This is a genomic window from Roseobacter sp. GAI101, from assembly GCF_000156335.1.
Taxonomy (GTDB): domain Bacteria; phylum Pseudomonadota; class Alphaproteobacteria; order Rhodobacterales; family Rhodobacteraceae; genus Sulfitobacter.
Genome location: NZ_DS999213.1, coordinates 2093359 through 2115844, shown reverse-complemented (window position 1 = coordinate 2115844; position 22486 = coordinate 2093359). Strand labels below are relative to the sequence as shown.

At 59.0% G+C, this 22486-nt stretch carries 20 protein-coding genes and 1 tRNA gene; 10 read left to right on the top strand and 11 right to left on the bottom strand.

The annotated features are described in order from the left end of the window. Positions 1-48 precede the first annotated feature (48 nt). The 5 genes from RGAI101_RS09800 to trpA all read right to left on the bottom strand — a co-directional run bounded on the left by RGAI101_RS09800 (position 49) and on the right by trpA (position 4813). Positions 49-1083 carry a DUF2332 domain-containing protein gene (locus RGAI101_RS09800; protein ID WP_008227464.1) on the bottom strand — a complete coding sequence of 345 codons (1035 nt, stop codon included), beginning with the start codon at positions 1081-1083 and terminating at the stop codon, positions 49-51. Then, positions 1080-1796, bottom strand: coding sequence for an aminoacyl-tRNA hydrolase (gene pth, locus RGAI101_RS09795; RefSeq protein ID WP_008225917.1), 717 nt, complete (start codon positions 1794-1796; stop codon positions 1080-1082). The genes RGAI101_RS09800 and pth overlap by 4 nt, the downstream gene beginning before the upstream one ends. Before the next feature lie 119 nt (positions 1797-1915). Then, positions 1916-2560: a 50S ribosomal protein L25/general stress protein Ctc gene (locus RGAI101_RS09790; protein WP_037227896.1), complete on the bottom strand. Its 645-nt coding sequence runs from the start codon at positions 2558-2560 to the stop codon at positions 1916-1918. A 217-nt stretch (positions 2561-2777) separates the two neighbouring features. Continuing rightward, entirely contained in the window at positions 2778-3944 is a 1167-nt protein-coding gene (locus RGAI101_RS09785; RefSeq protein ID WP_008229474.1) for an alpha-hydroxy acid oxidase, read from the bottom strand. 77 nt (positions 3945-4021) lie between these two features. Then, the gene (gene trpA / locus RGAI101_RS09780; protein ID WP_037227894.1) at positions 4022-4813 is read right to left on the bottom strand and encodes a tryptophan synthase subunit alpha; all 792 of its coding nucleotides are present in this window, start codon (positions 4811-4813) and stop codon (positions 4022-4024) included. Positions 4814-4991: 178 nt separating this feature from the next. Here trpA and RGAI101_RS09775 point away from each other — a divergent pair, with 178 nt between their 5' ends. The 3 genes from RGAI101_RS09775 (at position 4992) to RGAI101_RS09765 (ending at position 6823) form a co-directional block, all read left to right on the top strand. Continuing rightward, entirely contained in the window at positions 4992-5183 is a 192-nt protein-coding gene (locus RGAI101_RS09775; RefSeq protein ID WP_037227892.1) for a hypothetical protein, read from the top strand. A gap of 59 nt (positions 5184-5242) precedes the next feature. Next, positions 5243-6340, top strand: a complete 1098-nt coding sequence (gene ychF / locus RGAI101_RS09770; protein ID WP_037227890.1) for a redox-regulated ATPase YchF — start codon at positions 5243-5245, stop codon at positions 6338-6340. A gap of 393 nt (positions 6341-6733) precedes the next feature. Next, positions 6734-6823, top strand: a tRNA-Ser gene (locus tag RGAI101_RS09765). A 317-nt stretch (positions 6824-7140) separates the two neighbouring features. Here the strand turns inward: RGAI101_RS09765 and RGAI101_RS09760 are convergent. Then, the gene (locus RGAI101_RS09760) at positions 7141-8502 is read right to left on the bottom strand and encodes an aminotransferase-like domain-containing protein (protein ID WP_008227709.1); all 1362 of its coding nucleotides are present in this window, start codon (positions 8500-8502) and stop codon (positions 7141-7143) included. Between the two features lie 251 nt (positions 8503-8753). On the opposite strand from RGAI101_RS09760, the gene RGAI101_RS09755 reads away from it, so the two are divergent. The 7 genes from RGAI101_RS09755 to RGAI101_RS09725 are packed head-to-tail and all read left to right on the top strand — an operon-like array spanning position 8754 to position 14426. Next, the gene (locus tag RGAI101_RS09755) at positions 8754-9236 is read left to right on the top strand and encodes an MSMEG_0572/Sll0783 family nitrogen starvation response protein (protein ID WP_008228825.1); all 483 of its coding nucleotides are present in this window, start codon (positions 8754-8756) and stop codon (positions 9234-9236) included. A 52-nt stretch (positions 9237-9288) separates the two neighbouring features. Next, positions 9289-10254, top strand: a complete 966-nt coding sequence (locus tag RGAI101_RS09750) for a Nit6803 family nitrilase (RefSeq protein ID WP_008225401.1) — start codon at positions 9289-9291, stop codon at positions 10252-10254. A 1-nt stretch (position 10255) separates the two neighbouring features. Beyond that, on the top strand, positions 10256-11380 hold the full coding sequence (locus RGAI101_RS09745) for an MSMEG_0568 family radical SAM protein (protein ID WP_008229209.1): 1125 nt from the start codon (positions 10256-10258) through the stop codon (positions 11378-11380). Continuing rightward, positions 11377-11919: an MSMEG_0567/Sll0786 family nitrogen starvation N-acetyltransferase gene (locus RGAI101_RS09740; RefSeq protein ID WP_008227099.1), complete on the top strand. Its 543-nt coding sequence runs from the start codon at positions 11377-11379 to the stop codon at positions 11917-11919. Before RGAI101_RS09745 ends, RGAI101_RS09740 begins: the two co-directional genes overlap by 4 nt. Then, positions 11916-12890 carry a sll0787 family AIR synthase-like protein gene (locus RGAI101_RS09735; protein WP_037229386.1) on the top strand — a complete coding sequence of 325 codons (975 nt, stop codon included), beginning with the start codon at positions 11916-11918 and terminating at the stop codon, positions 12888-12890. The genes RGAI101_RS09740 and RGAI101_RS09735 overlap by 4 nt, the downstream gene beginning before the upstream one ends. Further along, positions 12883-13161 (top strand): MSMEG_0570 family nitrogen starvation response protein, encoded by a 279-nt coding sequence (locus RGAI101_RS09730; RefSeq protein ID WP_037227887.1) that lies wholly within the window; start codon positions 12883-12885, stop codon positions 13159-13161. Before RGAI101_RS09735 ends, RGAI101_RS09730 begins: the two co-directional genes overlap by 8 nt. Further along, positions 13143-14426, top strand: coding sequence for an MSMEG_0569 family flavin-dependent oxidoreductase (locus tag RGAI101_RS09725; RefSeq protein ID WP_037227884.1), 1284 nt, complete (start codon positions 13143-13145; stop codon positions 14424-14426). The genes RGAI101_RS09730 and RGAI101_RS09725 overlap by 19 nt, the downstream gene beginning before the upstream one ends. A gap of 372 nt (positions 14427-14798) precedes the next feature. Here RGAI101_RS09725 and RGAI101_RS09720 read toward each other — a convergent pair whose 3' ends face one another. The 5 genes from RGAI101_RS09720 to dctP all read right to left on the bottom strand — a co-directional run bounded on the left by RGAI101_RS09720 (position 14799) and on the right by dctP (position 22460). Further along, positions 14799-17888 carry an efflux RND transporter permease subunit gene (locus tag RGAI101_RS09720; protein ID WP_008225232.1) on the bottom strand — a complete coding sequence of 1030 codons (3090 nt, stop codon included), beginning with the start codon at positions 17886-17888 and terminating at the stop codon, positions 14799-14801. Then, positions 17885-19051, bottom strand: a complete 1167-nt coding sequence (locus tag RGAI101_RS09715) for an efflux RND transporter periplasmic adaptor subunit (RefSeq protein WP_008224892.1) — start codon at positions 19049-19051, stop codon at positions 17885-17887. The genes RGAI101_RS09720 and RGAI101_RS09715 overlap by 4 nt, the downstream gene beginning before the upstream one ends. A gap of 621 nt (positions 19052-19672) precedes the next feature. Then, positions 19673-20989, bottom strand: coding sequence for a TRAP transporter large permease (locus tag RGAI101_RS09710; RefSeq protein ID WP_037227881.1), 1317 nt, complete (start codon positions 20987-20989; stop codon positions 19673-19675). A 4-nt stretch (positions 20990-20993) separates the two neighbouring features. Beyond that, complete coding sequence (locus RGAI101_RS09705; RefSeq protein WP_008227040.1) at positions 20994-21488, bottom strand: TRAP transporter small permease; 495 nt, start codon at positions 21486-21488, stop codon at positions 20994-20996. A 6-nt stretch (positions 21489-21494) separates the two neighbouring features. After that, entirely contained in the window at positions 21495-22460 is a 966-nt protein-coding gene (dctP, locus tag RGAI101_RS09700; RefSeq protein ID WP_157044671.1) for a TRAP transporter substrate-binding protein DctP, read from the bottom strand. Between the last annotated feature and the right edge of the window lie 26 nt (positions 22461-22486).

Here is a 22486-nt window from a genome sequence, read left to right as displayed (position 1 = left end):
CTTGGGCCATCCAACCACAGGGGGCGGTCGCGTACCAGCCCAACGGCATCAGCCGGTGTGCTGCCAGTCGATCCAGCGCCCGTGAAAATCGACGCGGCCAAGGTTCAGCGTGATGTCGCCCGGCCACAGGCGCAGGGTCAGCGCAGCCCCCTTTTTGTCTGTCCCGTCGTTTTCCATCGCAAGCCATGCCAAGGGGCGCTGTGCCGTGGCGCGCGCGCCCGCCGCTTCGATCAGGGCCTTGCCGCGCGCCTGGGCAGATTTGGGGAAATACTGCCACGCGACGGTGTGCTGGATCAGATGCAGGCTCCCTTGGGGGGCTTTGGGCAATTGCTGCGCCAGCCAGTCGATGGCATCGCCCTGATCCACCTTGGCCTGCATCACCGACGCGGCAGAGCGGGTCAGGTTCAGCCGTTCAGGCTGGTCGGCCCACAGATAGGCCATCAAGCGCAGCAGATGGTCGTGGCGCGTAGGGTCAAGCGGATGCAGATCAACGCCGCGCCGCTTTTCGACACGAGGCTGGGTTTTCGGGGGCAGGGCACCGGTCCAGTCCGGAGACAGCAGGATGGTCGACATGTTGGGGCCAAAGTGGTGGCCATCAATTTCCAGCGCAAAGTGATCCCACATCAGGTTCAACCCGCCACTGGCCCCAAGTTCGGACAAGTGGATCGGCAGGTTGAAATGCTGTGCCGCAACGCGCGCGCCCGCGATCAGAGCGGCCGAACGGCGTACCTCGTTGGTCTGGGGCGCATGATCGGTCCACTCCAGCAAGAACGCCTCGTGGGTCTGAAGCGCTCCCAGCACGGCGGCAGAGAGATCGGCATCCGAGGTCTGATGCGGCGGGTAGACCGCGACCAATTCCGGTGCCTTGCGCTTGAGCACCAGCGCATGCAGGCCGCCCGCGATGCGCAGCGGCAAGGATGCCCCCATCGGCCCGACATCGCCCTTGGCGCTTGCGAATTTACGACCAAGCGCTGTGTCCCTGGGCCAGTCGCGGGCCAGAACCATCATCAATTGCCCCATGAAGGGCGAGCCCAAAGCGACGCAATGGGCTGCTTGGTCTTCAAAGGCTTGTTTCAATGTCATTTGAAGCGGTCCATCAGTTTTTGGAGGGAAGATCGTTCGTCGGCCTGCGGTTCGGGGTCATCTTTGACAGTCGGTTGGGGCGGCTTGGTGGCCTGCGTCTTTTGCGGCGGTTTCGCCGGTCCCTTGGTGCCGGTACCGGATCGGGGCGGGGAAACGCGCATTGCGACGGCATTCATGAATTTTGCAGTATCACCGCGCGCCAGTTCCGGCGCGCCGTCGCTGATGCCGCGCAATACGTCATCCAGCCAAGCCTCGTCCGCCTTGGCAAAGTCGCGCAGCACATAGCCGGGCACGGCGTCCTTGTGGCCGGGGTGGCCCACGCCAAGACGGACGCGATGATAGTCCGGACCGATATGCGTATGGATCGACCGCAACCCGTTGTGGCCTGCATGGCCGCCGCCGGTTTTGCATTTCACCTTGGCCGGAGCGAGGTCGATTTCATCATGCAGAACGATCACGTCCGATGGCTCGAGCTTGTAAAACCGCATCGCCGCCTGCACGGACTGGCCCGAGAGGTTCATGAACGTCTCTGGCTTGAGCAGTACGGCGCGTTCCGACCCCAAGCGGCCCTCGCTGACCAGTCCCTGGTGCTTGGACTTCCAGGGGGCGAAACCGTGATCGGCCGCGATCATGTCCAGCGCCATGAAGCCGATGTTATGGCGGTTGCGGGCGTATTTCGCGCCCGGATTTCCAAGCCCTACGATCAGTTTCATGAAAAGATCCCTTATGATTGCAGCCCTGCTTATCAAACACTCGCGTCAAACGAAATACGGGGCCGCCACTGGCGACCCCGTATTCCTTCAACCGCACTTGCGTGGGGTTGCGCGTTCTATCAGTCTTCGTTGACTTCTGTTGCTGGCACTTCGTCTGCTGCAACGTCTTCATCTTCGTCGTCCTGGCTGGCAAGACCGGAAGGTGCCGAAACCTGTGCAATCACAAAGTCGCGGTCGATGACTGGCTTCGAGCCTTCGGGCAGAACAACATTCGCGATTGTCGCGCTGTCGCCGATTTGCAGACCGGAAATATCAACGGTGATGTGATCAGGGATATCGCCCGCAGTCACAACCAGTTCGACTTCGGGGCGTACCAATGTCAGAACGCCGCCTTTTTTCAGGCCAGGGCATTCTTCTTCACCCGAAACTTCGACCTGAATGAACAGGTTGATTTTTGTGGTGCGCTTGAGACGCATGAAGTCGACGTGCGTTGGCAAGTCTTTGACAACGTGACGCTGAACATCGCGGCAGATGACACGAACGTCGTCGTGGCCTTCGACCTTCATGTTGAACAGCGTGGCCTTGAAACGGCCTGCGCGCAGCTTGGTCAGCAGCTTGTTGAAATCCAGGTTGATCGGCAGTGGGTCAACGTCACCGCCAAACACGATGCCCGGTACCATGCCGTCACGACGTGCCTGACGAGCGGCGCCCTTGCCTGTCCCCGTCCGTACGAAAGCTTCAAGATCAGGAATCTCTCCAGCCATGTTATTCTCCAATATGTTTAGGGCGGACATCCTCCAAGGCTGTATGTCCGCGTGAAGCCGCGCGTATAGACGGGATCTGGCACCGAGGAAAGACAAAAAATCGCCTTGGGCGTGACGGTCGTGGTCTTGCGGGTGCACGGTTGCCGTTTGTAACGGGTGCCGCGGCCCTGACCGTCCTGATCCCCGCCTTGGCACGCAAGACGGGGACGGGGCCAGGTCAGTCCTGCCAGTCGCCTCCGAAATCCTTGGGGATCAAAAGGTTATGCTTTCCCAGATCCTTGACCGACGTTTCGCCGCACAGCGCCATGGTCAGGTCCAGTTCCTTGTGGATCACCTCAAGCGCAGTGGTCACGCCTTTCTGACCCATGGCACCCAGACCGTAGATATAGGCGCGGCCGATAAAGGTGCCCGACGCCCCCATTGCCATCGCCTTGAGCACGTCCTGACCCGACCGGATACCACTATCCAGATGCACTTCGATCTGGTCGCCAACCGCGTCCAGAATCGACGGCAACGCACTGATCGAGCTGATCGCCCCATCCAGCTGCCGGCCGCCATGGTTGCTGACGATGATCGCATCCGCGCCGACTTGCAGTGCCATTTTGGCGTCTTCGGCGTCCAGAATGCCCTTGAGGATCACCTTTCCGCCCCACTGTTCCTTCAGCTTGGCGATCTTGCCCCAGTCCAGCGATGGATCGAACTGTTCAGCCGTCCACGCGCCAAGGTTTGCCGTATCATCGACGCCCGTCACATGGCCGACGATATTGCCAAAGGTCCGCCGCTTTGCGCTGAGCATTTCAATCCCCCAGGACCATTTGGTCGCAAGGTTTGCGATGGTCTTGGCGGTCAGCTTGGGCGGGGCAGAAAGGCCGTTTTTCAGATCCTTGTGCCGCTGGCCAAGAATTTGGAGGTCAAGCGTGATGACAAGCGCCGAACATTTCGCATCTTTGGCGCGCTGGATCAGACGTGACACGTAATCTTCGTCACGCATGGTATAAAGCTGGAACCAGAACGGCTTGGTCGTTGCCTCGGCCACGTCCTCGATCGAATTGATCGACATCGTTGAAAGGGTATAGGGCACGCCAAAGGCTTCGGCAGCACGGGCGGCTTTGATCTCGCCGTCAGCGTGTTGCATGCCGGTAAGACCGACGGGGGCAAGGGCCACGGGCATGGCGACATCCTGGCCGATCATCTGTGTCTTGGTGGTGCGCCCGCTCATGTCGACGGCAACGCGCTGGCGCAGACGGATTTTATCGAAATCAGATGTGTTTTCGCGGAAGGTCTGCTCGGTCCAGCTGCCCGATTCGGCATAATCATAGAACATGCGCGGCACGCGGCGTTCGTGCAGGCGCTTGAGGTCTTGGATATTCGTGATCACGGGCATCAGCGGGCTTCCTCTGTATTGGTCAGATTATCTAACCAATACAGAACGCTTAACGCAATCGCTTTGCGCTGAATAAATCAGGCGCGATGCGCCCCGTCCGCCAGGGTCTTGACGAAGGCAAGCACGTCGGCAACCGGCGCGCCGCCGGCGATCTTGGACACAATGGCAGAGCCGACAACGCAGCCGTCGGCCACAGCCGAAATCGCCTCGGCCTTTTCGGGGGTATTAACGCCAAAACCCACAATCACGGGCAGACCGCTGGCGTTCTGGATACGCGCGACCTCGGGGGCGACATCGCCGGCATTCGCTTCGGCTGAACCGGTGATGCCGGTGATCGAGACGTAATAGACAAAGCCCGAGGTGTTCTGAACAACGCGCGGCAGGCGCTTGTCGTCGGTGGTGGGTGTGGCCAGCCGGATAAAGTTCAATCCGGCAGCCTGGGCGGGAATGCACAGTTCGTTGTCTTCTTCGGGGGGCAGGTCGACCACGATCAACCCGTCGACGCCTGCTGCCTTGGCGGCGACCAGGAATTTATCGACGCCCATGGAATAGATCGGGTTGTAATACCCCATCAGGACGATTGGCGTGGTGTCGTCCTGTTCACGAAATGCCGTTGCAAGTTCCAGCGTCTTTTTCAGCGTCATGCCGGCCGCCAATGCGCGCTGTCCGGCCAACTGAATGGCGGGGCCGTCGGCCATGGGGTCAGTGAAGGGCAGGCCAAGTTCAATGATGTCTACGCCGGCCCCCGGAAGGCCACGCACGATTTCAAGGGATTTGTCAAAATCCGGGTCGCCCGCCATGACATAAGACACGAAAGCCTTTTTGCCTTGGGATTTCAGGTCAGCGAATTTTGCGTCGATGCGTGTCATGAGTGCGGCCTTTTTGCATGGTTGCTTTGCAATGCCCAATAAAACCACAGAAATCAATGGAGCACCGCGCGAGTGGGGCGTGGAATTTTCAAAAATTCCGGACCGAAAAATTCGAATTTTCCGCGCACTTGCCGCTGCGGGGTCTTCCAATGTCACGCAGTCGGCTTAAATGATGCGTATGAATTATGTCCTCGCGCTCCTTTTGCCCCCGCTTTCCATCCTGCTGACAGGCCGGATTTTTACAGCCATCATCGTGTTCCTCATCTGGATTCCGGCGATCATCTTTTCCGGTGGTCTGACGCACCCGATGTTCATCTTGCTGGCTTGGATCCTGATCTATCAATCGCATGAGGATCGCCGCGCGCGCTAAGACTTGCGCAAACCCCGTCAAAACCCTAGGACAGCGCCAAGTTATAAAGGATGCATGTCATGGGTTTTAAAATGGGAATCGTGGGTCTGCCGAATGTCGGCAAATCGACCCTCTTCAATGCGCTGACCCGGACGGCGGCCGCGCAGGCTGCCAACTTCCCGTTCTGCACGATTGAACCCAATGTGGGTGAAGTCGCCGTACCGGACGCGCGCCTTGATAAACTGGCCGAGATCGCCAAGTCGAAATCGATCATCCCCACGCGCATGACTTTCGTCGATATCGCGGGCCTCGTCAAAGGCGCGTCCAAGGGCGAAGGGTTGGGCAACCAGTTCCTTGCCAACATCCGCGAAACCGACGCCATCGCCCATGTCCTGCGCTGTTTTGAGGACGGCGACGTTACCCACGTCGAAGGCCGGGTCGACCCTGTAGCCGACGCCGAGACAATCGACACCGAATTGATGCTGGCTGATCTGGAGAGCATCGAAAAGCGCCGCGCTGGCCTGGTCCGCAAGATCAAGGGCAATGACAAGGATGCAGCCCAGCAGGACCGCCTTCTGGCACTGGCCCAGGCCGCAATTGAAGACGGCAAGCCCGCCCGCACCGTGACCATCGACGAAGACGATGCCAAAGCCTGGCGGATGCTGCAACTTCTGACCACCAAGCCCGTGCTTTACGTTTGCAACGTCGGCGAATCAGAGGCTGCAGAGGGCAATGCCCTGTCCACCGCCGTCGGCGAGATGGCCGCAGCGCAGGGCAACAGCCACGTCATCATCTCGGCCCAAATCGAAGAGGAAATCAGCCAGCTTGACCCCGAGGAAGCAGACATGTTCCTTGAGGAGATGGGCCTCAAGGAAGCGGGCCTGAATCGCCTGATCCGCGCCGGATATGAACTGTTGCACCTCGAGACTTACTTTACCGTCGGCCCCAAAGAGGCACGTGCCTGGACGATCAAGCACGGCACATCCGCCCCCAAGGCTGCCGGCGTGATTCACGGTGATTTTGAAAAAGGCTTCATCCGAGCCGAGACGATTGCCTATGATGATTTCGTGACGCTGGGTGGCGAGGGGCCGGCAAAGGAAGCCGGCAAGATGCGCTCCGAAGGCAAAGCTTACACGGTGAAAGACGGCGACGTGCTGCACTTCCTGTTCAACACTTAATATCTGCCGCACGTTCGCGGCTTTTGTCCCGCTGTTTACCGTTTGAAATCACTGTCACCTCAAGCTTTAGCGCTGCGCAATTGGGGTGGTCAGGGAATTCCTGCCGGCGGTTTTGGATGAACCTGGTTTCTGGCATGGTGGAATGTAAGCCAAGCCAGATCATCCAGGCCGCAAGATCTCGTCCTTCAAAGAAATTTCCACACCTTCGGTGCCCATAGCCTGCGCGAACGTCCCGTCGGGGGCAGCCGCAAGCTTTGCCGCGCACACGAAGACACTGCCGATTTATTCGTTCAGGCGTCCAAGCCAGCGGTATTCGTCATGCGCAGGCGATCGGCCTGAAACTTTCAAATTCGCCCTTGTAAACCCAAGGCTTGGGCGGCTATACGCGTCAGCGGAGATGTGGCCGAGTGGTCGAAGGCGCTCCCCTGCTAAGGGAGTAGGCCCGGAAGGGTCTCGAGGGTTCGAATCCCTTCGTCTCCGCCATTACCCTCTGAAATCATTGCGTAGACTAGTGATTTTAGGTAGTGGCCCCACGTAAGGCCCCACATGGAAAAAACGCTTAAGCCGTTGACGGCATTGCGTTTGAATTCATGCAATGGCGTTCAGTTTCTCAACGCTCATTTGGCCGCGCGCCGATTTCGGTGCGGTCACCATCGGTGCTGAACGTGATGTCCGCTCGCTGATGCACGAAGAGCGCAAAGTGTGGTTCCTCAACGTGGGGCACGACAGCGGGCTTATCAACTTTCCGTTAATGTGCAGGCACAAATCAACAAACACCGTTACACCAAACACAAGAAGCCTCAGTCCGTACTCGACATGATATAGGCAAGAAGGCCCATCGCATCGTGGAGCTGGCTTCGTTTGATCTGTCCACCGAGGCAGACTCGGATGGCTTCGGTTGGATTGCCGGAAACGGTGAAGGCGTCTGACGGCATGATCCCCACTCCTGTGCCTGCCATGCGCCCGATCATTTCGGCGCGCGTGATGCCTTCGGGCAGGTGAAGCCAGACATTGAAGGCGTGTGGGGTCGATTCAAAGCGGAACCCGTTCAGGGCTTGGGAAGCGATGGCCTGACGTGCCAGCGTTTCCTCGCGGACAAAGCGGCGGATGCCGTCCGCGGTGCCATCGATGATCCAGCGTGTTGCAAGTGCCATCATCAAGGGTGACGGCATGACCGAGATGATCCTGATCTGATGTGCCAGTTCGCGGGCAGCGTGGCTGTTGGGGGCGACGGTGTAGGCAAGGCGCAAACCGGCACCGATACACTTGGCCAGCCCGCCGATATGCCAGACCAGATCGGGAGCGAAGCTGGCCAACGGTGCCGGTGGGTGGGGTGGAATGAAGCCGTAGGCGTCATCCTCGATCAGTGGCAGATGGTGGGCAATAATCACGTCTGCTATGGACTGACGGCGCGCGAGTGAGATTGTCCGTGTCGTTGGGTTGTTCAGGGTCGGATTGAGATAAAGAGCCTTTGGCCGATGTTCACGGATCGCCGTGTTAAGCGCATCAATATCGATCCCATCCGCATCCCCCGGAAGGCCCACAAGGCGCAGGTTCAGCCGCGCGCAGATGCTGCGTATACCAGGATAGGTCACATCCTCGCACAACACGACATCCCCGGGTTTGGCCAGACTCATCAGGATCGCAAGGATGGTGGGATGTGCGCCGGGTGTCACTGCGATCCGGTCGAGTGACGGGACGAGGCCGCGCAGGGATAACCACGTCGATGCGGCCTCCTTGTCGATCTGGCCGCCCGTGGACGATTGGTATCGCAGCAAGTCGATCAGGTTCGCTGTGACGGTCTGCACGCCTGCCTCCATCCGGGCCAGAAGCGCGGGCTCGTCCGGCTCGGGAGGCAGGTTCATGGTCAGGTCGACGTCGGCGTGTCGGCGCTGCTCGCGTTGGGGATCCGCGCGTTTTGTGCCGATCACGAAAGTGCCGCGCCCGACGTGGCTGCTTACCAGTCCGCGTTGCCGCGCCTCAACATAGCCGCGTGATACAGTGGTAAAGTCGATGCCCAGCCTGTCGGCGAGCTTGCGCTGAGGCGGCAGGCGCACGCCATCCTGAAGGGTGCCATTCGAAATCCCTTCGGCAATGGCATCGGCCAGTTGCAAGTAACGGGCGGCACCGTCGGTGCGCAGAATCGGTGTCCAGTCTTTCATCGGGAAATACTACAGCCAAATTATATCGGATTGAATTGCTTTGTATGGATTTTATTCAAATAATCCAGCTCAATCCTTCTTGGACTGCTGATAAATAGGTCTCGACCGGTGAATATTACGAAGGCGAAGGGATTCATTGCTCTAAATTGTATGTGTAATTGATTCTTATATTGATTGGATTTCCTTAGGCGCGGCACACTCACTCTACACGAAGCGGTCAATACTGGCCGACCAGCAAAAGGGATTGATACATGCCGGCAGTAACGCAAGAAAAACACAAGGACGGCGATTTTTTCGTCGATTACGAAGACAAGGTTTTCGAGGATGTGAAAGCAGAACCGGGCCAGAAGGCGCTTGTCACCTTCCACACCGTGGCCTTCGAGGGGTCCATCGGCCTCGTCAATATGCTCAACGCCATTCGTCTGGCACGCAAAGGGTTCGAAACCTCGATCCTGCTGTACGGTCCTGGCGTGACACTTGGCATCCAGCGCGGATTTCCGACACTGGGCGATGCGGCGTTCCCAGGGCATCAGAACTTTGCAGACAATCTCAAAAAGTTCATGGCTGAGGGCAGCAAGATCTACGCATGCCGCTTTGCGCTTCAGGCACTCTATGGTCACGGCGAAGCATCGCTGCTGCCAGGCATCATCCCGATAGCGCCGCAGGATGTTTTGGATCTCAAGCTTCTGCACATCCGCGAGAATGCGGTGATCGTCGATACCTGGACGCTTTAAGCGCCAGCGCCGGGGCGACAGCCGTCCCGGCTTATCCATTCGGAGAAACACAATGTCCCGTACCATCAAGGCAGCGGCAGTCCAGATCGCACCCGATCTGACAAGCCGCGACAAGACAATGGCCCGCGTGCTTGACGCGATAGACGAGGCTGCCGGAAACGGCGCGGACCTGATTGTCTTTCCAGAGACGTTGGTGCCGTTCTATCCGTATTTTTCTTTTGTCTTGCCGCCTTGCCAGCAGGGCAAGCCGCATCTGAATCTTTATGAACAGGCCGTGACGGTCCCGTCAGACGATACGCGCCGGGTGGCCGAACGATGCGCCCATCATGGTGTGGTCGTCGTGCTGGGGGTGAATGAGCGCGACCATGGATCGCTCTACAATGCGCAACTGATCTTTGATGCAAATGGCACGCTGCTGCTGAAGCGGCGCAAGATTACGCCAACCTACCACGAGCGGATGGTCTGGGGCCAAGGCGACGGTGCTGGCCTGCAGGTCGTTGATACCCGCGTGGGGCGCATCGGCGCGCTGGCCTGCTGGGAGCATTACAACCCGCTGGCACGCTATGCCCTGATGACCCAACATGAGGAAATCCACGTTGCCCAATTCCCCGGCAGCCTTGTCGGGCCGATTTTTGCAGAGCAGATCGAGGTGACGATGCGCCACCACGCGTTGGAATCGGGCTGTTTCGTCGTGAATGCGACGGGTTGGCTGACAGATGACCAGATCGAAAGCATCACGGCCGATCCCGCGCTGCAAAAGGCGCTGCGTGACGGTTGCATGACCTGCATCGTCACCCCTGAGGGGCGTCATGTCGTGCCGCCTTTGACCAGTGGGGAAGGGATCCTATACGGCGATCTCGACATGGCGCTGGTCACCAAGCGCAAGCGGATGATGGATTCAGTTGGCCACTATGCCCGGCCCGAGCTTCTTTCCCTACATCACAAGACCGATCTGACGCCCACACGGCATGTGAGTGCGACCGGACCCCAATTCCAGCCGATCCCATTGGAGGATTGATATGCAAGCGACAACCGGCGACCTGATCAACGACCTGCAGACCCGAGGCATGCGCCTTGTCGATCCCCGCGCCGGGGCCGACAGCCGTCGTGGCGGTGCCGGACCGACAGACCACAAGGCTGTCACAATAGGTGGCATGACCGTGATGGTACCCGTCCACACCGCGACGGCCTTTGCGTCGCCCTATCTGGTCGAAGCCCCGGACGCTTCGGGCAACGCACGGGTCATGAAGGACGGCGCGTTCTTTGCCGACGTAATATTCCCGCAGCGGGCCAAGTTCCTTGATCTTTCGACCGCCGACGGTGTCCCCTACGGCCACATCGCCCAGCTGCACGCCAAGGACGTTCTGGCAACGACGGTGCTTCAGACATGCATCCGCTATGAGAGCCGCAAGAAGACCTGCAAATTCTGCGCCATCGGCCAAAGCCTTGCCGCTGGCCGGACCATCGCCCACAAGACGCCCGCGCAACTGGCCGAAGTTGCCCGGGCCGCCGTTTTGCTGGACGGGGTTAAACACATGGTCATGACGACCGGTACTCCTGCTGGCAAGGATCGGGGTGCCAAAGTTCTGACCGAAAGCGCCGAAGCCATCCGCGCCGCCGTCAATCTGCCGCTGCAGGCGCAATGCGAGCCCCCCGAGGATGACATGTGGCACCGCCGCATGAAGGATGCAGGTATCGACAGTCTTGGCATGCATCTTGAGGTCGTCACGCCCGCGTTGCGCGAGCAGATCATGCCCGGCAAGGCGCAAGTCTCGCTTGAGAAATACTTCGACAGCTTCGCCGCGGCGGTAGAGGTTTTCGGTTGGGGACAGGTCTCGACCTACATCCTTGCCGGGCTTGGCGATACGCAAGAGGCGATCCTGTCGATCTGCGAACGGCTGACTGCGATCGGCGTCTATCCTTTCGTTGTGCCCTTCGTACCCGTTACGGGCACACCCTTGGAAAGCCACCCTGCGCCGACCTCTGCCTTCATGCACGGCGTGCTTGGCCCGCTGTCGCAGATGATCGTGGATCGGGGGATGCGGGCTGAGGACATCAAGGCTGGTTGCGGACGCTGCGGGGCCTGTTCGGCCCTGTCAGCTTTTGAGAAGTTCAGAAAGCCTGCGCGGGAGACTGCGACATGATCATCGAACGCCCCGCAGCCTTCGTCACGCCGGAATTCCTGATCCGCCTTGCGACAGAAAACTGGGAAATCGGCGGTGCCGCCTCCTTGCGTCACCGCACCTTCGTTACGGAACAGGCAATCTTTGCGGATCATGACCGTGATCAAATTGATCACACCGCCCTTCCGCTGGTGGCCGTCTCGACGATGGCATCAGAAGCGGACGAGGTCGTCGGCACCGTCCGCATTCACAAGGACAGTCCCGGCGTCTGGTGGGGGTCGCGTCTGGCCGTCGCGCCTGATTATCGGCGCGTCGGGCGACTGGGGGCGGAACTGATCCGTCTCGCGGTCGGCACGGCACACGCGCGTGGTTGCACTACATTCCTCGCCCATATCCAGATGCAGAATGTCGCCCTCTTTGAAAAACTGAATTGGCAACCACTTGGTCAGGAGGACCTGCACGGCCACCCGCATATGAAGATGCAGGCAAATCTGGATGCCTATCCCCCGGTCACCGATCCCGCGCGCGGATGGCTGGCGTTGACACGGCGCGCCGCATGATAGACGTCGCTGCCCTTGCCGCGCATCTGGCCGCGCATCCGCACGTGACCGGCAAGCGCGACATCGACGTGGCTTGCGCGGCCCTTGGGTTGTCACAGAATAGTCCTGGCCGCCCCGGCGACGACGCAGCCGCGATCCCGGACGGCGACGGCTGGCAGTTGATGGCGACGGAAGGGTTCATGAACGACTTCGTCGCCTCCGCCCCATGGTTCGCTGGCTGGTGTGCCGTGATGGTCAACATGAGCGATATACTGGCCATGGGTGGCAGGCCCACCGCCGTGACAAATGCCCTTTGGGCACCAGATGCAACGACGGCGCAAGAAATTCTGCGAGGGATGAAGCAGGCGTCGGAAGCCTATGGCATCCCCATCGTTGGCGGGCATACGAACCTGCGCACCGCGCAACCTCAACTTGCCGCCGCGATCTGGGGGCACGCCAAGGTGCTGATCACCAGCTTTGGCGCGCAACCAGACGACGTGCTGATTGCATGCGCTGACCTGCGTGGGGCATATGCCGGCGATAGCAGCAACTTTCCGGCCTTTCTAAACGCGCCCCACGAGCGGCTGCGCGGTGACATGGAAATTCTGCCAGCGCTGGCCGAAGACGGCCTTGTCACTGCGGGCAAGGACATCAGCCAGGGGGGCATCGCAGGGACGGCGCTGATGCTGGCGGAATGTTCCGGCGTCGGCATTTCCCTTGATCCAAATGTTATCACGCCCCCCGACGGCGATCTGACCCGCTGGATGACCGCATTCCCCAGCTTCGGATTTCTGCTGACCGCAAAGCCGGAAAACGCCGCCGCTATTCTGTCTCGGTTCCATAGGCGGGAAATAGGGGCAGAGGTTATTGGCACTGTTGTCGCTGGCAGCGCCCTGACCCTGAATGACGTCACCGCGGACCATCTGATATGGGATCATGCCGTCGCACCCTATCTTGGTCTTCCCCCGATCAAAGAGGCAGACCATGCCTGAGACAATTTTCCGAATTCGTTGGCCCGACGGGGCGGAGGAGGAGTGTTATTCCCCCTCAACCGTCATCCACGACCACCTGAAGGTGGGTCAAAAATACCGCGTGGATGACTTCCACACCCGAAGCCGTATGGCCCTGGACCTTGCCGCCCGGCGGGTTGAGGCCAAGTTTGGGTTCCGCTGCACCTCTGCCGACGCGCAGGCGGCGAAACTTGCCACAGCCGTTGCCCGATACAAGCCTGAGGAGACCGTCATATGCCTGTCAATCCGCTGAAGTCCCAAACTCGAACCCATGTCACAACAGTCATTGTCGGTGCTGGCCAAGCGGGAATGTCCGCATCCTATTACCTTTGCCAGGCAGGTGTCGATCACGTCGTTCTGGAGAGATATGAGCGGTTTCACGCATGGAAAGAAGATCGCTGGGACAGCTTCTGCCTTGTGACGCCCAACTGGCAGTGCAAGTTGCCGGACTTTCCCTATCGGGGGGACGATCCTACCGGTTTCATGGTCAAAGAAGAGATCATTGAGTACGTTGATGGCTTCTGCGACAGTTTCGATGCCCCGTTGCACGAGGGTGTGACCGTGACCCGGGTGGAAAAAAACCGTGGCGTCTTTGAGGTGGACACCGATCAGGGGCTGTGGTCCGCTGACAGCGTCATTGTGGCATCCGGGGGATATGACCGCCCCATCACGCCGCCCTTTGCCAGCCAGCTTGACCCCGCAATCACGCAACTCCACTCCAAGGCCTATCGTCGCCCATCCGACATTCCTGACGGCACGTGCCTTGTGGTCGGCACCGGCCAGTCTGGAGTGCAGATGATGGAAGATCTGACCATCGCAGGCCGCGACGTGCGACTGGCGGTTGGCCCGGCACCGCGCAGTCCGCGCTGGTATCGCGGCAGGGACGCGACGGATTGGCTGCATCAATTGGGCTACTACGAAACCACCATCGCGGAACAGCCCGACCCGAAAACCACCGAGGCAAAGACCAATCATTATATGTCGGGCCGCGACGGCGGCCACGAGATCGACCTGCGCCGCTTTGCTGTGGAGGGGCTGCGCATGTATGGTTCGGTTGCGGATATGGCTGGAATGACGATCCGCTTCCTGCCTGATCTGGAAAAGAACCTTGATGCCGCCGACAAAAGCTATGTCGGTATTCGCCAGATGATAGACGACTACATCGCGCGTGAAGGGATTGATGCGCCGCTTGAACCGCCCTTCGAAAAAGTCTGGCGTCCGGATGCCGAGATCACCGAAATCGACGCCGCTGCCGAAGGCATAACCTCGATCCTGTGGTGCATCGGTTTCCGCCCAAACTACAACTGGCTTCTGGTCGATTGTCTGGACGCGCGCGGTCGCCCGATACATACGCGCGGGGTCTGTGATGAGGATGGCATATTCTTTCTGGGGCTGGGCTGGCTGCATACATGGGGCTCGGGCCGTTTTCTGGGCGTGGCAGAGGATGCCGCCCATGTCGCCAAGACAATTGCGAACCAACACAAACCAGCGGGCGCGCGAATTAAGACTGCTGTATGATCCGGTGGTCTGGGCTCGATAACTCATTGAGTTAAAAGCAAAACAAGATGGTGGCTGAGAGGGCAATTGCAGACATATCTTTGGGCATTTGCCATATGGGGTGCCGACCCGTCGCCAGCCTTTTAAGCGGCCGCACATATCTTGATCGGGATCGTTTGATTATCAGATAACCCAGCATCTGGTCCGGTCATGGGCCTCGCGAAAACACCGGTCTCTCTACGGCAACTCATTACGATTTATGAAAATAATACCACTTAGATCAAGCTCTCCTATTCCTGATCAAAACTACATCGCGCATGTCGTTTTTCCATTCCTCGGACATGCCTGAAGGTCGCATATTGCTATTGGCAGAATAGGTCTGCGGCCAATCCGTCAGATCCCTTGCGCCTGTTCCAATTCCTTTTGCAGGCGCGCTTCTTCTTGGGCCTTGGGGGTCGAAAAACGCGCCAGCAGGGCATAGGCCACGGGTGTCAGATACAGCGTAAAGAGCGTTGCCAGTCCCAGCCCCCCCACGATCACCCAACCCAAGGCTTCGCGCGCCTCGGCACCTGCGCCGGTGGACAACACCAATGGCACGCCGCCCAATACGGTGGACGTCATCGTCATCATGACGGGGCGCAGACGAATGATGCAGGCGTCCTTGATCGCGCTTTGCACATCCTGGCCTTTGTCACGCAGCTGGTTGGCAAATTCGACGATAAGGATGCCATTTTTAGCCATGATCCCAATCAGGATAACCAGCCCAATCTGGCTGTAGACATTCAAACTTTGGCCCGTCAACAGCAAGGCAAAGACAGCGCATGCCAACCCCAACGGGACAGTTGCCATCACGATCACAGCAGAAATGAAGCTTTCGAATTGTGCCGCCAACACGAGAAACACCACAAGGATCGCAAAGCCGAAAGTGATCACGATCCCCGAGTTTGTTTGATCCAGGGTGGCCGCTTCAGCCAAGGGGACGATCCGGTTTTCGTCTGCCAGAACCTCGTCGCCTATGTCCAATACCTGCGCAAATGCATCGCCCAACGACAGATCGGGTGTCAGCCCTGCCGTCAATTCGACCGACCGGTTCTGGCCTTCGCGCGATAATTCAGGGGCAACGGCCCGTTCTTCAAGCGTGACAAAGCTGGACATGGGCACCATCTGCCCCGTGCCCGACTGCACAAAAATATTCTCAAGGTCGCCCGGATCATTGATCGGGTTCGCGGTTGATTGCATCTGCACATCAAAGCTTTTGTCATCAATGAATACCGAGCCAACGGTGCGCCCGTCCAGCAATGCCTGCAAAGCCTGACCCAGACCGGTGATATCAATCTCGAGGTCCGCGGCCAAAGCGCGGTCGATCTGGACAAACAACTGGGGCTGGGTCTGTTCATATTCAAGCTGGACCTGCCCCATCCCGGGTATGGCGCGCAGCCGGTCGACCATCGTTTCCGCGACGTCGGCAAGTTGTTCATAGCTGCTGCCGGTGATCCCGAACGCCAACCCCCGGCCGGCACCCCGAATACCAAGGGAATTAGGCTGAATGGCAAAGGCGCGCACCCCGATGATCTGTCTGAGCTTGCCGTTAATCTCTGCAACAATCTCCTGCTGACCGCGGGTGCGGTCCTGCCATTTGGCCAAGGTGAAAACCATAAAGCCGCGATTATTTGCGCCAAAGCCGCTTATCGAAAAGACGTTTGTGATTTCTCCGTTGTCTTGCAGGGGGGCAACCACATCTTCGATCTCGCGCATTTTGCTTTGCGTATATTCCAGCGATACCCCCTGCGGTGCCGTAACACGCAGCAGGGCCACGGCGCGGTCTTCGGGTGGGGTCAATTCCTGTCTGATGCCGTTGGTCATCATGATGGCTGTGGCGGCGACAAAGACCGATACAAGCACGATCACAAAAGGCATCGCGAGTGCCCCCTTAAGCGTGCTTTCGTAGACGCCCAGCAGGCGGTTGCCGAGCCAGATCATCGGCCCACGCGGGTTTTCCTTTGGCTTTTTTGTCAGCAAGCGGCTTGCCAATACCGGGCACAGACTAAGCGCCACAACCGACGACAGAAGCACCGCCATCGCCAGCGTAAAGCCGAATTCGCGAAACAGACCGCCTGCCTGACCGGGCAGAAACGAGAGCGGCACAAAGACGGCGGCCAGCGTCGCGGTTGTGGTGATGACGGCAAAGAACACCTGCGCCGTACCGTTCACCGCAGCGGCCCGGGGCCCCATACCCAAGGCGCGTTGGCGCACGATATTCTCAAGCACAACGATCGCATCATCGACAACCATCCCGGTCGCCAGCACAAGGGCCAGCAGCGTCAGGATATTGATCGAAAACCCCACAAGATAGATCGCCGCAAGCGTCCCGACCAAGGCAACGGGCAACGTCAGCGCAGGGATCAGCGTCGCGCGCACATCCCTCAAGAACAAAAAGATCACCGCGACGACAATCGCGATTGCAAACCCAAGCGACTTGATCACCTCGTCGATTGAACCAGAAATAAAGACAGCATCGTCGGACGTCACCGCGATCGTGACGTCATCGGGCAACGTGCGGCCAAGGTCGGCCACGACTTCGCGCACGTTCGTTGAAATCTCCAACGTATTCGACGTGGCCTGCCGAATGACCCCGATGCCCAACCCCAACTGACCGTTTGCCCGCAGCGCTGTTTCGCCGGTTGCCGGCCCCAGGGTCACCTGTGCCACATCGCCGACGGTGACGTCAGGCATGATTTCAAGCGCCTCGAACGCATCGACGGTGGCAACGCTGGCCGTTGTACGCACATTGATAGACTGGCGATCACCGGCCAGATCACCGGCGGGTGAATCGAAAGCCACACTGGACAAGGCACGCTGCATATCACCCAGCGTCAGCCCACGGCTTGCCAGTTCCAGTTGATTGATATCCACCCGGAAAATTGGTTCACGGTCACCATAGATTTGCAAATCCGCAACCCCATCGACAGAGATCAGGCGATCTTCAACGCGGTCTTGTACGATGGCAGTCAACTCTTGGGGGGACCGTCGCGCCGAGGTGACAGCGATGCGCATCACCGGTTGCGCATTCGCGTCAGCCTTTACGATCTGGGGCTGGTCCGCGTCTTCGGGCAGGTCGTTGACGATACGCCCGACGGCATCGCGCACATCCGTTGCGGCCACATCGATATCGACGTTGTCGTTGAATTCGACGGTGACCCGACTGCGCCCGAACCGCGAGTTTGACGATATGCTGCGCACGCCGGATACGCGGCCCACGGCACCTTCAATCCGGCCTGTCAGTTCCTGATCAACCGCTTCGGGTGACGCGCCGGGGAAGGGGGTGGTGATCGTGACAACCGGCCGATCCACGTTTGGCAATTCACGAATTTCGGCACCAAAAAGTGCGGCAACACCCGCCAAGACGATCAGCGCATTCAAGACAAAGGCAAGGATCGGGCGGCGTACAAAAAGCGCTGTGCCGCTAGAATTTGCTGTGCTCATAGCGAGGCACCTTGGGACTTCTCCGGCCCCAGAAGGGCAGAGGCATCTTGGCTTGAAATGTTGACCTCGGCCCCCTCGCGCAGGGTTTGAACGCCCTCGGTCACGACCATGTCATCCTTCTTGAGGCCTTCGGAAGTCACGAGGACCTCGTCGCTGTTGCGCTGCACAATCGCAACAGCGACCTGCGAAACCTTGCCGTCCCGGACGGCCCAGACAAAAGGGCCCTCGCTTGACCATTGCACTGCCAACGGGGCAATCGACAACATTGTCTCACCGGGAAAACTCAGGTTGACCGAAAAGGCCATGCCTGCGCGCAGCAGATCTGCGTCATTGGCAACTCGGCCCTGCACCAGCAGGGTTCTGCTGGCTCTGTCGACCACGGAATCTATCGCGCTAACCTCGCCCGTCAGTGTTGTATCGCGCAGGCCCAGGGGCGTCAGCGCAAAGCTTTGACCGATTTCGATCTTGTTCACGACCCGTTCAGGGACCCGAAAGTCGATCAGGATTTCGGATCGATCGGTGATCGTCACCAGAACATCCTGCGCATTGACGCGGTCACCTTCCTCAAGATCAATGATCCCGACCCAACCGGAAATCGGTGCCGCGACCTGTCGTTGGGACAAGTCAAATTCGGCCTGACGCACGGCAAGCTCCGCGCTGCGCTGCGCCAGTTCGGCTTCTCGCTTGCGGACTTCGGTGGTAGCGCCGGTTGCTTCCAGTCGTTTGATGCGATCCGCCTCTGCGCGCGCATCGTCGAGCTGAATTTTTGCCTGCTCCAGCGCAATTTGCTCTTCCTCGTCCTGAAGCTTGATGATGATGTCACCGCTTTGCACGTATCCGCCCGCAGTCAGGTAAAGATCCGTTATCACCCCCACGGCACTGGAGCGCACAGTCACAGACCGCCGCGCGCGCCCGTCGCCGATCGCATTGATCCGGTCGGTAACCGATTTTTCGCCGACAGAAACCGCAATGACACGCGCAGCACCCCCGCCGCGCCGCCCGCCTTCTTCCGAGGCTGCGGTTTGAGATGCCTCGATCCCGAGCAGATCAAGCAAGCCTATGCGATCCAGAAACGGTTGTGCTGCAGGAACATAGGTGATCCAAATATAAAGCCCCGCAACGAGAACTATGATCAAAAGACCAATTTGACGGAGCGCTGCCATTGTGAATCCATTCGTGTGATTGCCGTTCGTTCCATTAGTTAGCGTCCCGCAGGTAAAATCACATCAACTTAATGTTGATCCGGGCCTACGGAGGAACTTTGTTTCGCTGTCCGCGCATGTCCAAGGCGTATTGTCATTGGATATGGGGGTGCGCACCCTGTCGCTCTGGCTTAAGAAACGCTCTTGGCCCCCTCGAACGCTTGGGTGCAACCCAACCTCACATCTTGTGAGGTGTGAAGTGTGAGGTGTGGAGATGAATCAAGAATTCATCTAATTATTTTATAGTAGCAAAGCATTATTGTTTGGGCTTCGTTCCCGCCGTTTTCTGGCCAACCTGCTGAAATTAAAAAAATAATGCATTTGGGATAGTCGAGTTCCTCCCTTTCGGTGAGTTCGATGGTAGGGTGAGACCTTTGCGCCTGACCCGGAGGTAGATGTAGACTACAACATTGACCTGCTGAAACGCGCCTCGCTTTGGCCCGTATCGACAAATACAGAAAAGAGGCGCGTTGCGGCGGGTTGCCACAATGCGCCTCTTCTAAGTATTGAGCGGGTCCTTGAGTACTACGCAATCAAGGGACATTTTCCTCGGACGTCGGCTTTCTGCTTTCTTGGTCAAGCCTACCGGCCCATCAGCCCCGGCAACCATGTGCCCAGTTCGGGCAGCCAGACGATCAGGCCAAGCACGAAAAGCTTGATCAGAACGAAAGGTGTCACGGCCGCATAGATGTCGCGCATGCGAATTTCGGGGGGTGCCACGCCGCGCATCACGAACAACAGCAATCCGAAGGGGGGCGTCAGCAGACCGATCTCCATCGTCAAAAGGTAGACCACGCCCAAAACCAGCGGGTCGATCCCCATCGCATTGGCCAGTGGCACAAAGACCGGAACCGTGACCATCAGCATCGACACCTGATCAATGAAGCAGCCCAGAAACAACAGGATCGCGATCATGCCCAGCAAGACCATCAGCGGCGTCGGGTCAAAGCTGTTGATGGCGTTGATGAGACCGTTGGTGGCTCCTGAAAAGGACAGAACCTGCGCGAAAGTCTGGCTTGCTGCGATGATGAACAGGATCATCACCGAAAGCTTGAGCGTTTCCATCAGCGCGCGTCCCAGCTTTGCCCAGGTCAGTGCGCGATAGGCCGCACCGATGGCCACTGCGGTCAGACTGCCCAGGGCCGCGCTTTCTGTTGGTGTTGCGATCCCCAGCAGCAGTGATCCGATCACCACGGCAAAAAGTACCGACAGGGGAAGAACATAGAGGGCGAAGGGCGTCCACCTTTCCCTCAGGCTCATTTTTTCCTGCGTGTCTGGGGGGGCGACGGAAGGATCAAGAATGCTGCGCCCGACCACATAGGCCACGAACAAGAACGCCAAAAGCAGCGCGGGGATGACCCCTGCGATCAGCAGCCCGGCGATGGATATTCCCGCAAGCGAGCCGACCAGTACCGCCAGAGCCGAGGGCGGGATCAGCATTGCAATCGCGCCGGATGCCATTATCGGCCCCATGGCCATCGACGGGTGGTAGCCTCGCTTGAGCATGCCCGGCAGCAGCGTACTGCCCAGCATTGCCGTATTTGCGATGGTGGACCCGGACAAGGCGGCAAAGATCGTACCGCCAAAGATGGTGACCACGGACATACGCCCCGGGATGCGCGTCACGACCCGTTCAATCGCGTCAATGGCCCGGTGTGCGACACCGGTCTGAAATAAAATCTCGCCCATCAGGATGAATAGCGGGATCGGCGCAAGCTGGAAGTTCGCCACCGACTGCGCGGAGTTTCGTGCCAGTTGCAGGATGCCGCGATCCCCGCCCAGCACGAAATAGGCACCGACTGTGGTGACGGCGATGAATGCGAAGGCGACAGGCAGGCCGATAAGCAAGAGTACCGCCAGGCCACCAAGCATCAATGTTAAAGTGAGTCCCCAATCCATGATGCTAAAGCCCGCTCAGCGGGGCGTTGGGCATGTCAGGCTGAAGTACCTTGCGCAGGAAAACAATGACGCAAAGCGCCATGGAGGCAGGTACGAATGCCAGCATCCACCATTCCGGGATCACAAATGACGTGCGGATCATCGACCCGCGCGCGGCCGACGCAATTGCGGCCTGCAGCCCGTACCAACCCAGAATACCCGCCGTGACCGCCCCGACCAGATTGGTGACGCGGCCTACTGTCTGCTCTGTCCGGGGGGGCAGGGCGCTGGTGATCAGGTCGACCTTGACGTGACCGCCCTGCGCCAGAACCCAGGGTGCCCCCATGAAAGTGGCAATCATCAGCGCGTATTGTATCGCGTCCAGCGCGCCGTAGATGACGGGCAAGCCAAGGTTGCGCAGTGCCACGTTGATCGCGATGGCCACGGCAATCAAACCCAGGATACCTGCCGAAAACACGGCAAGCACCCAGAGTAGCCGGGCAAAGATGTGTCCGATCATCTTTGATTACTTGACCAGGCAAGCGCGAAGTTCTTTGGCCAACGGCGCATCGATGGCGTCGACAGCGGCCCAACCGGCGTCCCGTGCCGTGTTCAGCCATTTTTCCGCACCGGCCGCGTCAAAGGTGATCGTTTCGATCCCCGCCTCGGCCTGCTTGGCGTATTCGGCGGCATTCAGGTCGGCGTTGTTGGCGTTCAACGCTTCCATCCACGCGGCCCCTTCCTCAAGCTTGGCGCGCTGTTCATCGGTCAGCCCGTTCCAGACATCAAGATTGACCAACAGGTTCACGTCGACGTTGTAAAAGCTGGGATCGACGCGGTATTTGGTCTGCTCGTCCCAGCCAAGATCCAGCACGCCCTGTGAAGGCCAGCCGTAGCCGTCAATCGCTCCACGCTCCAGCGCGCTATAGACCTCGCCCGGTGCGGTGCGCACCAGATTTGCGCCAAGCGCCGCAAACATCGCCTGATAGACCGGCGTGGTGCGAATGGTCAGGCCGCTTAGGTCCGGACCTTCGACCGGCTTGGTCAGGTAAAGATGAAAGCCCATCCCGTCACCCGCACGCGCCAGATATTTCGCGTTCATCTGCTCTTGGTGGATGCGGTCGATGACATCATAGCAGCCGTTTTCGCGCTGTTCCTGTACTGTATTTTCCGCCAGGTGGATGGCGTCGCCGGTCGGAACAAGATTGGGATAGAAGGCCGACGTGTTGTTGGCAATGTCCACCACGCCGGATTGCACGGCATTGCCCAGCTCGAAGGGGGGCACTGCTTCGGGCCCGCCGATGATCTGGATCTGAACGACACCTTTGCCGTTTTCATTGACCCATCCGACGAAGGCTTCAAACTCGCGGCTGAACGTGGTGCCAAGATTAAAGGCGGAAACGCCGCGCAACGTGACTTCTTGCGCGAAGGCAGGCGAGGTCAGCGAGGTGGCAGTGACGATAGCGGCAGTAAGCATTCTCAAGGTGTTCATGGTAATCCTCCCGGTTGAATGTGGTC

What these genes read in the sequence shown, in the direction of transcription:
- RGAI101_RS09800 (WP_008227464.1), bottom strand. Translation starts at nt 1,083, where the DNA reads ATGACATTGAAACAAGCCTTTGAAGACCAAGCAGCCCATTGCGTCGCT.
- pth (WP_008225917.1), bottom strand. Translation starts at nt 1,796, where the DNA reads ATGAAACTGATCGTAGGGCTTGGAAATCCGGGCGCGAAATACGCCCGC.
- RGAI101_RS09790 (WP_037227896.1), bottom strand. Translation starts at nt 2,560, where the DNA reads ATGGCTGGAGAGATTCCTGATCTTGAAGCTTTCGTACGGACGGGGACA.
- RGAI101_RS09785 (WP_008229474.1), bottom strand. Translation starts at nt 3,944, where the DNA reads ATGCCCGTGATCACGAATATCCAAGACCTCAAGCGCCTGCACGAACGC.
- trpA (WP_037227894.1), bottom strand. Translation starts at nt 4,813, where the DNA reads ATGACACGCATCGACGCAAAATTCGCTGACCTGAAATCCCAAGGCAAA.
- RGAI101_RS09775 (WP_037227892.1), top strand. Translation starts at nt 4,992, where the DNA reads ATGAATTATGTCCTCGCGCTCCTTTTGCCCCCGCTTTCCATCCTGCTG.
- ychF (WP_037227890.1), top strand. Translation starts at nt 5,243, where the DNA reads ATGGGTTTTAAAATGGGAATCGTGGGTCTGCCGAATGTCGGCAAATCG.
- RGAI101_RS09760 (WP_008227709.1), bottom strand. Translation starts at nt 8,502, where the DNA reads ATGAAAGACTGGACACCGATTCTGCGCACCGACGGTGCCGCCCGTTAC.
- RGAI101_RS09755 (WP_008228825.1), top strand. Translation starts at nt 8,754, where the DNA reads ATGCCGGCAGTAACGCAAGAAAAACACAAGGACGGCGATTTTTTCGTC.
- RGAI101_RS09750 (WP_008225401.1), top strand. Translation starts at nt 9,289, where the DNA reads ATGTCCCGTACCATCAAGGCAGCGGCAGTCCAGATCGCACCCGATCTG.
- RGAI101_RS09745 (WP_008229209.1), top strand. Translation starts at nt 10,256, where the DNA reads ATGCAAGCGACAACCGGCGACCTGATCAACGACCTGCAGACCCGAGGC.
- RGAI101_RS09740 (WP_008227099.1), top strand. Translation starts at nt 11,377, where the DNA reads ATGATCATCGAACGCCCCGCAGCCTTCGTCACGCCGGAATTCCTGATC.
- RGAI101_RS09735 (WP_037229386.1), top strand. Translation starts at nt 11,916, where the DNA reads ATGATAGACGTCGCTGCCCTTGCCGCGCATCTGGCCGCGCATCCGCAC.
- RGAI101_RS09730 (WP_037227887.1), top strand. Translation starts at nt 12,883, where the DNA reads ATGCCTGAGACAATTTTCCGAATTCGTTGGCCCGACGGGGCGGAGGAG.
- RGAI101_RS09725 (WP_037227884.1), top strand. Translation starts at nt 13,143, where the DNA reads ATGCCTGTCAATCCGCTGAAGTCCCAAACTCGAACCCATGTCACAACA.
- RGAI101_RS09720 (WP_008225232.1), bottom strand. Translation starts at nt 17,888, where the DNA reads ATGAGCACAGCAAATTCTAGCGGCACAGCGCTTTTTGTACGCCGCCCG.
- RGAI101_RS09715 (WP_008224892.1), bottom strand. Translation starts at nt 19,051, where the DNA reads ATGGCAGCGCTCCGTCAAATTGGTCTTTTGATCATAGTTCTCGTTGCG.
- RGAI101_RS09710 (WP_037227881.1), bottom strand. Translation starts at nt 20,989, where the DNA reads ATGGATTGGGGACTCACTTTAACATTGATGCTTGGTGGCCTGGCGGTA.
- RGAI101_RS09705 (WP_008227040.1), bottom strand. Translation starts at nt 21,488, where the DNA reads ATGATCGGACACATCTTTGCCCGGCTACTCTGGGTGCTTGCCGTGTTT.
- dctP (WP_157044671.1), bottom strand. Translation starts at nt 22,460, where the DNA reads ATGAACACCTTGAGAATGCTTACTGCCGCTATCGTCACTGCCACCTCG.